The organism is Desulfobotulus sapovorans DSM 2055 (genome assembly GCF_059569355.1).
Window position 1 is genome coordinate 67,763 of the sequence record NZ_JCANVJ010000001.1, and the last position, 13,210, is coordinate 80,972.

Sequence of the window (13,210 nt, forward strand, 5' to 3'; positions counted from 1 at the left end):
CTGTAACGGGAGCAGGTCTCAAAGCGGTACCGTCTGGTCATCCGGAGCCTGTCCTGAAAGTGTTTCCGGACAGGCTCTGTCTGGAAATTAAAATCTGCTGCTCCCGTCCCAGCAGTGGGTGCAGAGCTTTTCCTTGGGCAGCCCGATGGCGGCGACAAGATCCTCCAGGGTCTGAAATTTCAGGGAGGAGAGATTGAGCTTTTCCTGAATCCAGGCCACCATGGCGGCATTTTTCGGATCACTGGCATCGGCATAGCGGTCAAGGTGCAGGGCCTCATCCCCTTCCAGAGCCAGAATGGCCTTGCGTCCAATGAGTTCCAGAGAGGAACGGGATGTGGAAAAATTTAAAAATTCACAGGGATAGATCAAGGCAGGGCAGGCCACCCGCATATGCACGGCCCTGGCACCATAGGTGTAAAGGATACGGGTGTTGTCTGAAAGCTGGGTACCCCGGACAATGGAATCGTCCAGCAGCACCATGGCTTTTCCTTCAATGAGGCTGCGGTTGGGAATCAGTTTCATGCGGGCCACAAGATCCCGTGTTTTCTGATTCTGGGGCATGAAACTTCTGGGCCAGGTGGGAGTGTACTTCACAATGGGGCGCTGGTAGGGAATGGGTCTGGCATTGGCGTAGCCCACGGCATGACCGATACCCGAATCCGGAATCCCTGCGGCAAAATCTGCTTCCACGGTATCCCTGGCGGCCATGGCCGCACCGCAGTTGTAACGGCAGGTCTCCACATTGATGCCCTCATAGCTGGAAGAGGGATAGCCGTAATAGACCCAGAGGAAGGAACAGATCTGCATGGCTTCCCTGGGGGCGATGCGGGTTTCCCAGCCTGAGGGGGTGACAAAGACCGTTTCTCCGGGGCCGAGATCTTTTACGGTTTCATAGCCGAGGTTGATAAATGCGCTGGATTCGGAGGACAGGACAAATCCCCCGTCCTTTTTGCCCAGAATGAGGGGAGTCCGGCCCAAACGATCCCGGCAGCCGTAAAGTCCTTTTTCAGTCAGCAGGATAAAGGTGCAGGAACCTTTGATTTTTTCCTGGGCGGCCCGGATACCTGCTTCAAAGGAATCCTCGCTGTTGATGAGCATGGCCACCACTTCCGTGGGGTTGACTTTGCCCGCTGAGGATTCACTGAAGGCGTAGCGGCTCTGGTGGGCGGTTTGGGTGAGGGCTTCGATGTTGGCAAGTTTGCCCACCGTCACCAGGGCAAAACGACCGAGATGGGAGGAAAAGATCATGGGCTGGGCGTCCGTGTCACTGATGACACCGATTCCCAGGTTGCCGGAAAAGAGTCCCAGATCCGGCTCAAACAGGGTGCGGAAATAGCTGGATTCCAGGTTGTGGATTTTGCGGGTAAATCCCGAAGGTCCCGCCACCGCCATGCCGCCCCGCCGGGTACCGAGGTGAGAGAGGTAATCTGTACCGTAGAAAAGATCTCCCACACAATCCGTTTTCCGTGCTACGCCGAACACACCTCCCATGATGCTCCCTTCCTTACTGTTTATGAACTGAAGATAAAGAAAAAACCATGCCTCTGACCGAAACGGCTTTTTTCTGCGCTGATTTGGGTGCAAACGGGGGCGTTATAGAATTCCTTGGGCCACAAGTACAGGAAAAAAGCATGAAGCCCCCGGATTTTCCATGAAAAAGGGTGTTGACAGGAAGGGGGCTGCGCTGTTAAAGGGTTTGGGTAAAAACAGAGCTAAGGAACTTTACCCAATGCATAGTTTTGTACTTATCAACCTTATTCTTGTGCTTATTGTTCTCGTGGTGGTGGCGCCACCGCGTGAGAGCCAGGGTTGGTAATGGCAGTATAGATGCCAAGCGGAAGAAGCAGAACCGTTATCAGCCTTGGAGCTGGTAACGGTTTTTTTGTTTTTTTGCATGCACAAAAGGAGTGAGTATGCGCAGCCGTCAGGTGAAAGAAGGTATCGAAAGAGCCCCCCACAGATCCCTTTTCAAGGCCATGGGCTATACGGATGAGGAAATCCGGCGGCCCATCATTGGGATTGCCAATGCCGCCAATGACATCATTCCGGGGCACGTCCATCTGGACAAAATCGTTGAGGCGGTAAAGGCCGGAATCTACATGGCGGGTGGTCTTCCCGTAACCTTCGGGGTTATCGGTGTATGTGACGGTATTGCCATGAACCATACGGGTATGCACTACTCCCTGGGCAGCCGGGAGCTGATCGCGGACACCATTGAGGTCATGGCCACGGCCCATGCCTTTGACGGTATCGTCATGGTGCCCAACTGTGACAAGATTGTCCCCGGTATGCTCATGGCCGCAGCCCGGCTGGACATTCCCACGGTCTTCATCAGCGGTGGGCCCATGCTGGCGGGCAAACACCCGGAAAAGCCGGGCCAGAAGGTGGATCTCATCTCCGTGTTCGAGGCGGTGGGTGCGGTGAAACGAGGGATCATGGATGAACGGGAGCTGGGGCTGATCGAGGATGCGGCCTGCCCCACCTGCGGTTCCTGTTCCGGCATGTTCACGGCCAACTCCATGAACTGCCTCACGGAGGTTATCGGCATGGGACTTCCCGGTAACGGGACGGTGCCTGCTGTCATGGCGGAACGTCAGCGCATGGCCAAATATGCGGGCATGAAGGTGATGGCCCTTCTCGAAGCGGGCATCACGCCCCGGAGCATCATGACGGCCAAGGCCTTTGAGAATGCCCTGGCCGTGGATATGGCCCTGGGATGTTCCACCAACACCGTGCTGCATCTTCCCGCCATTGCGGGTGAGGCCGGTGTGACCATGGATCTCAACACCATCAACGAGGTGAGTGCCAAAACCCCCCACCTCTGTTCTTTAAGCCCCGGTGGCAAGGATCACATTGAGGATCTGGACCGGGCAGGCGGGATCTCTGCGGTGATGAAGGTGCTTCTGGACGCAGGCCGCATCCATGGAGACTGCATGACGGTGACGGGAAAAACCGTTGCTGAAAACATTGCCCAGGCCCGTGTGCGGGATGCGGAGGTCATCCGGCCTCTGGACCGGCCCTATCATGTCCAGGGTGGTCTTGCGGTTCTCTTCGGCAACCTCGCTCCGGAAGGCTGTGTGGTGAAACAGTCTGCCGTGAGAGAAGAAATGATGGTGCATGAAGGCCCGGCGCGGGTTTTCAATTCCGAGGAAACGGCCTCCGCTGCCATCATGGCCGGGGAGATCCGCAAAGGGGATGTGGTGGTCATTCGCTATGAGGGACCCAAGGGCGGGCCGGGGATGCGGGAGATGCTGACCCCCACGTCCACCATTGCAGGCATGGGGCTGGATGCGGACGTGGCCCTGATTACAGATGGCCGTTTTTCCGGCGGGACACGCGGGGCTGCCATCGGTCATGTATCGCCCGAGGCCAGCAGCGGCGGGCCCATCGCCTTTGTGGAAGAGGGGGATCTCATTGCCATCAACATTCCTGAAAAAAGCATTACCCTCAAGGTGGATGCGGCGGTTCTGGAAAAGCGTAAAACCCTCTGGACGCCACCTGCACCCAAGATCACGAAGGGCTACATGGCCCGCTACAGCCAGCGGGTCACTTCTGCCAGCCGGGGGGCTGTGCTGGAAGGCTGATGACGGCAGCTCCGCGTGAAGGTGTGTTCTGGACAGACCCATCCTCCTTATTTTGCAGAAGGAAACCGGGAGGATGGTTGGTTATCCCAAGAATTCATGAAAAGGCTTTTTGACCCACAAAACAAGGAAGATTCCATGGAATTGACAGGCGCACAGATTCTCTGGCAGTCGCTCAAGGACGAGGGCGTGGATACGGTTTTCGGCTATCCTGGCGGCGCTGTCATCGATTTTTATGATGCACTGGTACAGTACGATATCCGGCATATCCTCGTTCGTCATGAACAGGGTGCGGTACATGCCGCAGATGGGTATGCACGGGCTTCGGGCAAGGTGGGGGTTTGTGTGGTGACCTCCGGTCCCGGTGCCACCAACACGGTAACGGGCATTGCCACAGCGTATATGGATTCCATCCCCATGGTGGTGATCACGGGCCAGGTGCCCACCAAACTCATCGGGAACGACGCCTTCCAGGAAGTGGACATTGTGGGCATCACAAGGCCCTGCACCAAGCATAACTACCTGGTGAAGGACATCACCAAGCTGGAACGCATCATCAAGGAAGCCTTTTACATTGCCCGTTCCGGCCGTCCCGGTCCCGTTCTCATCGACATCCCCAAGGACGTGACCAACAGCCGTACGGCGTACAAGGCCATCAAGGATATCCAGATGGAGTCCTACAATCCCACCTACCAGCCCAACAACAAGCAGTTGAGCAAGGTGGTGAGTCTCATTAAGGAAGCCAAACGGCCCATTATCTTCACTGGCGGTGGCGTCGTGCTTTCCAAAGGTTCCGATGCCCTGACCCGTCTTGCCAAACGTACCAATATTCCGGTGACAGGTTCCCTCATGGGCCTTGGCAGCTATCCCGGAACGGACGAGAAACTCTGGCTGGGTATGCTGGGCATGCACGGCACCTACCGGGCCAACATGGCCATTTCCAACTGTGACCTGATGCTGGCCATCGGGGTGCGTTTTGACGACCGCGTCACAGGCAAGACCGACGAGTTTGCCACCAAGGCCACCATTGTCCATGTGGACATCGACCCCACGTCCATCCACAAGAACGTGACCGTTGACGTGCCCGTTGTGGGCGACTGCCGTCTGACTCTGGAAGCCCTGAATGAGCTTCTGGACGCCGAGGATCCTGCACAGGTCGGGCCGGAACGCTCCGAATGGCTGGGGCAGATTCAGAAGTGGAAGGATAACAATCCCCTGCGTTACAATCAGGAAGGATGCGATACCATCAAACCCCAGTATGTGGTGGAAAAGCTCTTTGAACTGACCAAAGGAGATGCCATCATCAGCACGGAGGTGGGCCAGAATCAGATGTGGGCGGCCCAGTATTATCCCTTTGACAAGCCCAACCAGTGGCTGACCTCAGGTGGCCTTGGCACCATGGGCTACGGTTTTCCTGCGGCGATTGGTGCACAGATGGCTTTTCCGGACAAGCTTGTGGTGGATGTGGCCGGCGACGGTTCCATCCAGATGAACATCCAGGAAATGGCAACCGCAGTCCAGAACGGACTTCCCGTGAAGATCGTGATCCTGAACAACCAGTATCTCGGTATGGTGCGTCAGTGGCAGGAGCTTTTCTACAAGAAAAATTACTCCCAGACGGACATGACCCATGCGCCGGATTTTGTGAAGCTGGCCGAAGCCTATGGAGCGAAGGGTTTCAGAACCGCAAAACCCGAAGAGGTGGAGGCTGTGCTGAAAAAGGGCATTGAAACCCCGGGCCCGGTCATTATGGAGTTTGTGGTCTGCCGGGAGGAATGCGTGTATCCCATGGTGCCTGCGGGCGCGCCCATCACCAACATGCTGCTGGTCTGATACGGAGGAGCGAAATGAACGGAGACAAAAGCATTCTTTCCATTCTGGTGGACAACGAACCCGGTGTGCTCTCCCGCATTACGGGCCTGTTTTCCGGCAGGGGCTATAATATCGAATCCCTTTCCGTGGCGGAAACCATGGATCCGGCCATTTCCCGCATCACCATGATCACGCGGGGAGACAAGCCCATTGTGGAGCAGATCAAAAAGCAGCTTAACAAGCTCATCAATGTGATCAAGGTGCTGGATTTTACGGATCAGCGCCACGTATTGCGGGAGCTGGCCCTGATCAAGGTCACGGCCAAGGCGGAAAGCCGGGCGGAAATTCTGCGCATTGTGGATATTTTCCGCTGCAAGATTGTGGATTCCGGGCCGGAACATTATACCCTGGAAGTGGCTGCGGATGAGGACAAGCTCACGGCCCTTCTGAATCTGCTTGAACCCATGGGGATCAAGGAAATTGCCCGCACGGGAAGCATCGCTCTGTTGAGGGAGCTGCATTAAACTGGCATTCTCCTGATGTGGATTGACAGGCAGGGACATCTTGATGCAGGGCGCCGGAAACGGGTGCCCTGCATCCCTGCCCCCCAAAAAAAGGTCGGTTTTTTTGATGCAGGAGGCAGATTATGAAAAAAGCGGGGATTATCCGTTGTCAGCAGACGGAAGATATCTGTCCCGGTACAACGGACTTTAAGGTGGCCAGGGAAGGAAAGCTGGGGTTTGAAGCAACGGGGCCTGTGGATCTGATCGGTTTCGTCACCTGCGGTGGCTGTCCGGGTAAACGGGCTGTCAGCCGGGCCAAAGTCATGGTGGACAGGGGGGCGGAAGTGATCGTATTTGCTTCCTGTATTTCAAAGGGGAATCCCATCGCCTTTCCCTGTCCCCATTTTGAAACCATGAAAGCGGCTGTCAGAGAGAAGCTTGGCCCGGATATAGAGATTCTGGACTATTCCCACTGAGCAGGAACGTTTTTTCTGTATCCAGGCTGTTTTTTTCGTCTCTCTATTTTTTCCAGATTCCCGGATTTTCCGTGGAGTTTTCCATGGAAAATCCAGGTGTCCGGAGTCACAGAGGGATACCGTTTTTTTCAGGCGGCAGGGAAAAACTTCCCGTGGAAGTTTTCCCATGGAAAGACTATTTTTCCCCCAGATTCTTTACCGGGGGCTTTGACGATAAAAGGCGGTTTTCCATGACATCCATGCTCTTGTACGATACCACCCTGCGTGATGGTGCCCAGGGTGAGCACATCAATTTTTCCGCTGACGATAAAATGAAGATCGCCCGGCGACTGGATGAGATGGGCTTTCATTATATTGAGGGGGGCTGGCCCGGAGCCAATCCCAAGGATACGGCCTTTTTCGAGGCGGCCCGATCCGTAAGCTTCAAAAACGCCAAGCTTGCCGCCTTCGGCTCCACCTGCAAACCGGGGCTGAAGCCCGAAGACGACCCCATCCTTCAGGCCCTGGCGGAAAGCGGGGCGCCGGTCATCACCCTTTTCGGAAAAACCTGGGATCTCCATGTGATCCGCATCATGCAGAACACCCTGGAGGAAAACCTGCGCATGATCCGGGAATCCGTGGCCTGGTTTGTCTCCCTGGGAAAAGAAGTGATCTATGATGCCGAGCATTTCTTTGACGGCTACAAGGACAACCGGGACTACGCCCTGAAAACCCTGGCGGCGGCCTGGGAAGGAGGGGCGTCGGTGCTGGTGCCCTGTGATACCAACGGCGGCACCCTGCCCCATGAAATCGAGGCGATTTTCAAGGATATGCAGGCCTGGCTGAAGGAGCGTTTTCCGGAAGAATCCCGTCCGCTGCGTCTCGGTATCCATGCCCACAACGATGCCGGTATGGCGGTGGCCAATTCCATCACAGCGGTGCGCTGTGGTGCGGTCATGGTGCAGGGAACCATCAACGGGTATGGCGAGCGCTGCGGCAACGCGGACATGACCTCCATCATGCCCGTTCTTCAGTTCAAGATGAACCTTCCCTGCCTCACAGCGGAGCGCATGGCCCAGCTCAAAAGCCTTTCCCGCTTTGTCAGTGAGACGGCCAATGTGCCGCCCCTGAACAGCCGCCCCTTTGTGGGAAAAAGCGCCTTTGCCCACAAGGGCGGGGCCCATGTGTCCGCCGTGCTCAAGGAGCCGAGAGGCTATGAACACATGCTGCCCGAGCTGGTGGGGAACGAACGTCGGGTCATCATGAGCGATTACTCCGGCAAGAGCAATGTCACCTACAAGGCCCAGGAAATGGGCATTGACATGGGGGGTGTGGACTCAAAGGAAGTGGTTTCCGAGATCAAGCGTCTGGAGCAGGAGGGGTACCAGTTCGAGGCTGCGGAAGGTTCCTTCCGGCTTCTGGTGGAGCGCATGGCCGGACGTTTCAAGCCCCGTTTCCAGCTGAAAAATTTCCGGGTCACCGTGGAAAAGGACAAGGACCGGCCCTGCCGTTCCCATGCCCTGGTGCACATCGACACGCCCTATGGGGAGGAGATGAGCGCGGCTTCCGGAGACGGCCCGGTGTCCGCCCTGGACAATGCCCTGCGCAAGGCCCTGGAATGCTTCTACCCGAGGGATATGGCCCATATGCAGCTGGTGGATTACAAGGTCCGGGTGCTGGACGGGGAAGGGGGCACGGCCTCCAAGGTACGGGTTCTCATTGAATCGAGGGATCCTGCCACCATCTGGAGCACCATCGGCGTTTCCGAAGACATCATCGAAGCCAGCTGGCAGGCTCTGGCGGACAGTTTTCACTGCAAGCTGGGTTCTGCGGAGTAAGGCCCTGCCGACGGAGCCTGTCGCAGTTTCAAAAATTTTTTTTGAAAGGATAGCGAACCTTGAACCCATGGAGCGTACACGCCGCAGGACAGCAGCCCTTCCTTGTCCTGCGGCCCATGCTTGCCGGATCGGGAAATTTCCCCCTGCGGATTCTGAAATTTGAGGATTTTATTTGAAGGTCTCTTGTCACGGTCTGAAACGGATCGGTCTGGAAAGGATATTCCGATGAACAAGCGTGTCATCATTTTTGATACCACCCTGCGCGATGGGGAGCAGTCACCCGGAGCCAGTATGAATACCCAGGAAAAAATCCGCATTGCCAAGCGTCTGGAAGAGCTGGGCGTGGATGTGATTGAGGCGGGCTTCCCCGCAGCCAGTGAGGGCGATTTTGATGCCGTGCGCCGTATTGCCGCTTCCGTGGAGCGGGTGCAGGTGGCGGCCCTGTGCCGGGCCTCCAAGGGAGATATTGACAGGGCCTGGAATGCCATCAAAGAGGCGAAACACCCCCGTATCCACACCTTTCTCGCCACCTCCGACCTGCACATGAAGTACAAGCTTCAGATGGATCCGGATACCGTGGTGGCCAAGGCCGCCGAAGCGGTGCGCTATGCCAAGAGCTTTACGGACAATGTGGAGTTTTCCGCAGAAGACGGCTCCCGGTCGGATAAGGATTTTCTCTGCCGGGTTTTTGCCGCCGTGATTGAGGCCGGAGCCACCACCCTGAACCTGCCGGACACGGTGGGCTATGCGGTGCCCGAGGAATACGCGGCCCTGATCCGCTATGTGCTGGCCAACACGCCGGGCATTGAAAATGTGGTGCTGTCCGTACACTGCCACAACGATCTCGGCCTTGCCACGGCCAACACCCTGGCCGCCCTCATGGCGGGAGCCCGTCAGGCGGAGGTGACCATCAATGGCATCGGAGAGCGGGCGGGCAACACGGCCCTTGAAGAAGTGGTTATGGCCCTCAATACCCGAAAGAATGTCTTTGATCTGGAAACGGGCATTGACACCACCAAGATCTACCCCGTCAGCCGCACGGTGCGGGAGATCACGGGCATGATTGTTCAGCCCAACAAGGCCATTGTGGGGGCCAATGCCTTTGCCCACGAGTCCGGTATTCACCAGGACGGGGTTCTGAAAAACCCCATGACCTATGAGATCATGCAGCCTGAAACCGTTGGCCTTTCCAAGAACAACCTGGTTCTCGGCAAGCACTCGGGAAGGGCCGCCATCCGCGCCCGCCTGGAAGCCATGGGCTACAGTCTGGAGCCCGATGAGATCAACGTGATCTTTACCCAGTTCAAGGAGCTGGCGGACAAGAAAAAGAACATTCAGGACGAGGATCTGGAAGCCCTGGTTACGGAAAGGGTGCTGCGGGCCAATGATGTCTTTGAGATCGGAGATATCCAGATTTCCTGCGGCAACACCTTCCATCCCATGGCCGGAGTGACCATCCGCAGACACGGGGAGCTGATCGGCCCCATCTTCACCAGCGGCAACGGCCCCATTGATGCGGTGTTCAACGCCATCATGCAGCTGACGGGCATGTGCCCTGAACTTCTGCGCTTTACCGTTTCCGCCATTACCGGCGGCACGGATGCCCAGGGTGAGGTAACGGTACGCATTAAGGACGGCGAAGCCGTGGCTTTGGGAAGGGGGGCGGATCTGGATATTGTGACGGCCAGTGCGAGAGCCTTCATCAATGGTCTGAACCGTCTTGTTCCCATGCAGCAGACTCCGGAGCGCAGAACCGAAACCATCTGATGTCGTTTTGGTCAGGAAACAGGGGGCGGATGCCCCTGATGTAAGGATGCCATGAAAAGCCGATGATCCCTCTTGGGGATCTCGGCTTTCAGGTTTGGGCGGGATACAGATGAAGACAGACGAGATTCGGGCTTTTTTTCGTTCTCCTGCGGGGACGGTGGTGGCCGGTGCCCTTTTCCTGACCCTTGCGGGATTTTTTCTTGCTGTGATGGGTGCCATGGTCAAGGCCGCGTCTGCGGAACTGCCCAACGCCATGGTGGTGTTTCTGCGGAATTTTGCCGCCTGTTTTTTTGTTTTTCCCCAGCTGTTCTGGGGATCCGGTGTGCGAAGGGGACTGAAGAGCAGACATTTTTTTCTGCATTTTCTGCGTTGTGCCAGCGGTCTTTCCGCCATGTATGCCTATTTTTTTGCCCTGCGGGTGCTTCCCCTTGGGGAGGCGGTACTTCTTTCTTACACCAGCCCCCTTTTAACCCCCGTTGTGGCCCGGATCTGGCTGAAGGAGCCTTTGGGCGGGCTGCATGTGGCGGGTGGGATTCTGGGATTTTTCGGTATCCTTCTGATTCTGAGGCCCGGTTTCCATGAAATCCATCCTGCGGCACTGATCGCCCTTGTGTCCGCAGGGTTTGCGGCCATCGCCATGGCTACGGTGAGAAAAATGGGAGCGACGGAACCGCCCTTCCGGGTGGTGGCCTGGTTTTCCATCCTCGCGGCCCTTTTTTCCGCTCCCGGAGCCGTTGTTGCATGGCAGACCCCTTCTCTGGCACAGGCTGTTCTTTTTCTGGGGCTGGGGGGGGTCGGGGTTCTGGCCCAGATCTGTCTGACCTATGGGTATGGAATGGCCCCTTCAGCCCGTATCGGGCCATTTACCTACACCACGGTGTTCTTTGCCAGCATTCTGGGAACGGTTTTGTGGGGGGAGGTGCTGCATCCCATGACCCTTCTTGGCGGGGTGCTTATCGTTACGGGCGGGGTTGTTGCGGGCAGGAGCAGGGGCTGATGCTGCACTGAGTCTTTTCCCCATCCGTGGATGAAGAATGGCAGGACTGTCCGGGCAGGCCGGGTAGCGTCCGATCCGGCAGAGCATGCTGCAATCACAAGAGATCGATGCGGATTTTTTTCCGGAGTTCGGGTTCCCGCATGCCTTCTTTCAGAAAACGGGCATCCTCAACCAGGGTTTTAATGTTTTGTATCAGCAGGGGAATGGGGGTTCGGGCCATCTGAAAAAGGGTGTAAACGGGAGGCTCATCGTGAAAAGAGCGGATTTTTTCGGCGATATGGCAGCATTGATTCTGAAGTGTCGGCAGGTGGGAGAGGGACAGGTTTTCAAAAAAAATTTCTCCCCAGGAGTTTCTGGCCAGAAACTGGGCGGACAGCAGGGATGTTTTTTCTGTATCTGTGGGATCCGTGGAAAGCAGTACCAGAATTCTTTCCCATGAAGGAGCTGAAATGAAGACCTCATCCGAAAGGGGCATCCAGGCTTGCAGGGCAAGGTAGAGGGTTTCAAAGGAAGCCCTGTTGCCCAGGGCGTCGAACAGACGGGTATCCGCATGAAGGCTCATCTGGCTGCTGCGGGGGGTGTAGATGGCGTTGGCCATGCACCAGCCCAGAACCTGTAGTACATGGGGACTTGAAAAGAGCAGGTTTTTTTGTCCATCTCCTCCGGAGAAAAGAAACCATTTGCCGCTGTCCTGAGGAGGGGTATTTCCTGCCTTGTACGCCAGCATCAGATGCGCGTGGGGACGACGGCGGAGAAAAAGGGAAGAAGGCGGAATACGGCCTTCGCTCCCCGCCAGAAGAATGCTTCTGGCTTTGTTTTTCAGGATGCGGTTTCCCCATTCTTCCGTTTCATCCTCAGGAAAATTTTTTTGACCCTGGCATGTCCTTCCTAAGAGGCCCTGATAGAGAATCCCCAGCCTTTTCAGCAGGGCCTGATCAAAGAGCCTTTTTTCATTTTCGCTCCATTGGGGATAGGCGATGAGTTTGTGAAGCTGCGTTGTATCCAGACGCCATTTTCTCACATAATGATTGAGGAGGGTTCGTTTGGGGGAGCCGGTTTCCGGAAGGCTGACCTGGGGAAAGCCGCAGAGCCTGAAAAAAATGGCAGATTTGATTTCCGCAAGGCCCAGGGAATCGGATCTGCGGGCATGGAAATCAAGGGCCCTTTCAAAGGCAAGTACATAGGGATCGGTTCCATAGTCATCAATGCGGGAGGATTTGAAATTTTCCCTGAGCTGGTTGCACAGGGGGAGGGGGTTCTTCCCCGGAAGTCCTTTTTCGAGGTAGCTTGCGGTGATACTGGCCTTGATCAGGGCCTTGACCGGATCTTCAGGACTCTTGCAGATCTGCCAGAGCAGACCCCGCTGAATTTCTTCCTGGGGGAGGGTTTCCAGGGAGCCGAGATCGACGAACCCTTCCTGGGCCAGGGCCTGCTGGGCCAGAGCGGTTTTCTGATCCGGATTCAGGGAGCTGTCTTCTATGGCCCAGAGGGGAATTTTACCGGCAATCATGAGAAAGGTACGGTAGAATTCCTCCTTCAGGAGGAGGGCCGGAACATTTTCGCCAGGATGATTGGTTTCGTCGATCAGGTTGTTCTGAAGCCGTGCGGCACTGTGTACAAAGAAGGTGACTTCCTGGGAAAAATTGTTTCTGGCATACAGGCTGATCTGATGCAGTTTTTCCCGGAAGGCTTTTATCTGATCTCCCTGAAGTCTTGTGGGATCAATGAGTACCCAGAAATCGAAATCTGATTTTTCCGACTGGGTGAAGGTTCCCAGGCTGCCGATATGGTAAAGGCCTTCCACAGCAGGGGCCGGATGGGGGCTTGCCAGCAGTTTTTTGATGCGGATATTGCTGTCACAGAGATCCCGGGCCAGCCCCGATGTTTCAAAATGCCAGAGACCGGGATGCTGGTGCAGGGTTGGGATGTATCCGGGAAAACCGGGGTCATTGATATGGATGAGAAAGGGAATTTCTTTGAAAAGGATGAGTTTCTGCGGGGCCATGTAACGGAGCATCTCCCGCAGGCGCGTGATGTTATAAAAAATAAAATTCTTTTTATTCTGTTCGATCAGAGCCGCTATGGTTTTCATGCCCTTTTCCTTCCCCTTATCCGCTTCCGTATTTTCCAGGGAAGCTGCACTGCAAACTCCTTTACATGGCACAGGCCATCAGCGTATCCTTGAAACCTGTTGACAGGATTTCGGCTTGTTTTTAAGATTTTATACACAAAATCTGTCTGTGCATATCTGTTTTTC

At 55.9% G+C, this 13,210-nt stretch carries 9 protein-coding genes; 7 read left to right on the top strand and 2 right to left on the bottom strand.

The genetic code is table 11. From position 1 onward, the window contains the following. Window positions 1–87 precede the first annotated feature (87 nt). Window positions 88–1,491 (bottom strand): amidophosphoribosyltransferase, encoded by a 1,404-nt coding sequence (locus BR04_RS00225; protein ID WP_496353966.1) that lies wholly within the window; start codon window positions 1,489–1,491, stop codon window positions 88–90. Between the two features lie 422 nt (window positions 1,492–1,913). Between BR04_RS00225 and ilvD the strand changes: the two genes are divergently transcribed. The 7 genes from ilvD (at window position 1,914) to BR04_RS00260 (ending at window position 10,953) form a co-directional block, all read left to right on the top strand. Then, entirely contained in the window at window positions 1,914–3,584 is a 1,671-nt protein-coding gene (gene ilvD, locus BR04_RS00230; protein ID WP_496353967.1) for a dihydroxy-acid dehydratase, read from the top strand. A gap of 135 nt (window positions 3,585–3,719) precedes the next feature. After that, the gene (ilvB, locus tag BR04_RS00235) at window positions 3,720–5,414 is read left to right on the top strand and encodes a biosynthetic-type acetolactate synthase large subunit (RefSeq protein ID WP_496353968.1); all 1,695 of its coding nucleotides are present in this window, start codon (window positions 3,720–3,722) and stop codon (window positions 5,412–5,414) included. A gap of 14 nt (window positions 5,415–5,428) precedes the next feature. Continuing rightward, entirely contained in the window at window positions 5,429–5,917 is a 489-nt protein-coding gene (gene ilvN / locus BR04_RS00240; RefSeq protein ID WP_496353969.1) for an acetolactate synthase small subunit, read from the top strand. A 122-nt stretch (window positions 5,918–6,039) separates the two neighbouring features. Continuing rightward, complete coding sequence (locus BR04_RS00245; protein WP_496353970.1) at window positions 6,040–6,372, top strand: CGGC domain-containing protein; 333 nt, start codon at window positions 6,040–6,042, stop codon at window positions 6,370–6,372. Between the two features lie 83 nt (window positions 6,373–6,455). After that, a complete protein-coding gene (gene cimA, locus BR04_RS00250; RefSeq protein WP_496353971.1) occupies window positions 6,456–8,189 on the top strand; it encodes a citramalate synthase in 1,734 nt (577 codons plus the stop codon). Window positions 8,190–8,414: 225 nt separating this feature from the next. Further along, on the top strand, window positions 8,415–9,956 hold the full coding sequence (locus BR04_RS00255; protein ID WP_496353972.1) for a 2-isopropylmalate synthase: 1,542 nt from the start codon (window positions 8,415–8,417) through the stop codon (window positions 9,954–9,956). A gap of 109 nt (window positions 9,957–10,065) precedes the next feature. Beyond that, window positions 10,066–10,953, top strand: a complete 888-nt coding sequence (locus tag BR04_RS00260; RefSeq protein WP_496353973.1) for a DMT family transporter — start codon at window positions 10,066–10,068, stop codon at window positions 10,951–10,953. 94 nt (window positions 10,954–11,047) lie between these two features. Here BR04_RS00260 and BR04_RS00265 read toward each other — a convergent pair whose 3' ends face one another. Next, window positions 11,048–13,045, bottom strand: coding sequence for a class I adenylate cyclase domain-containing protein (locus BR04_RS00265; RefSeq protein ID WP_496353974.1), 1,998 nt, complete (start codon window positions 13,043–13,045; stop codon window positions 11,048–11,050). Window positions 13,046–13,210: the final 165 nt, after the last annotated feature.